This window comes from Enterobacter sp. E14S, assembly GCF_055666685.1.
In genome coordinates, this window is record NZ_JBVODQ010000033.1 from 1 (window position 1) to 299 (window position 299).

General features: G+C 54.2%; 1 rRNA gene. It reads right to left on the bottom strand.

The features are described 5' to 3' along the window. Positions 1-299: ribosomal RNA gene (locus ACZ6J2_RS21865) — 23S ribosomal RNA — on the bottom strand; the annotation flags it as partial.

The following is a 299-nucleotide window of genomic DNA, read 5'->3' on the forward strand; positions in this document are numbered from 1 at the left end:
TTCGCCTTTCCCTCACGGTACTGGTTCACTATCGGTCAGTCAGGAGTATTTAGCCTTGGAGGATGGTCCCCCCATATTCAGACAGGATACCACGTGTCCCGCCCTACTCTTCGAGTTCACAACCTGTGTGCTTTCGTGTACGGGACTGTCACCCTGTACCGTGCGACTTTCCAGACGCTTCCACTAACACACAAGCTGATTCAGACTCTGGGCTGCTCCCCGTTCGCTCGCCGCTACTGGGGGAATCTCGGTTGATTTCTTTTCCTCGGGGTACTTAGATGTTTCAGTTCCCCCGGTTC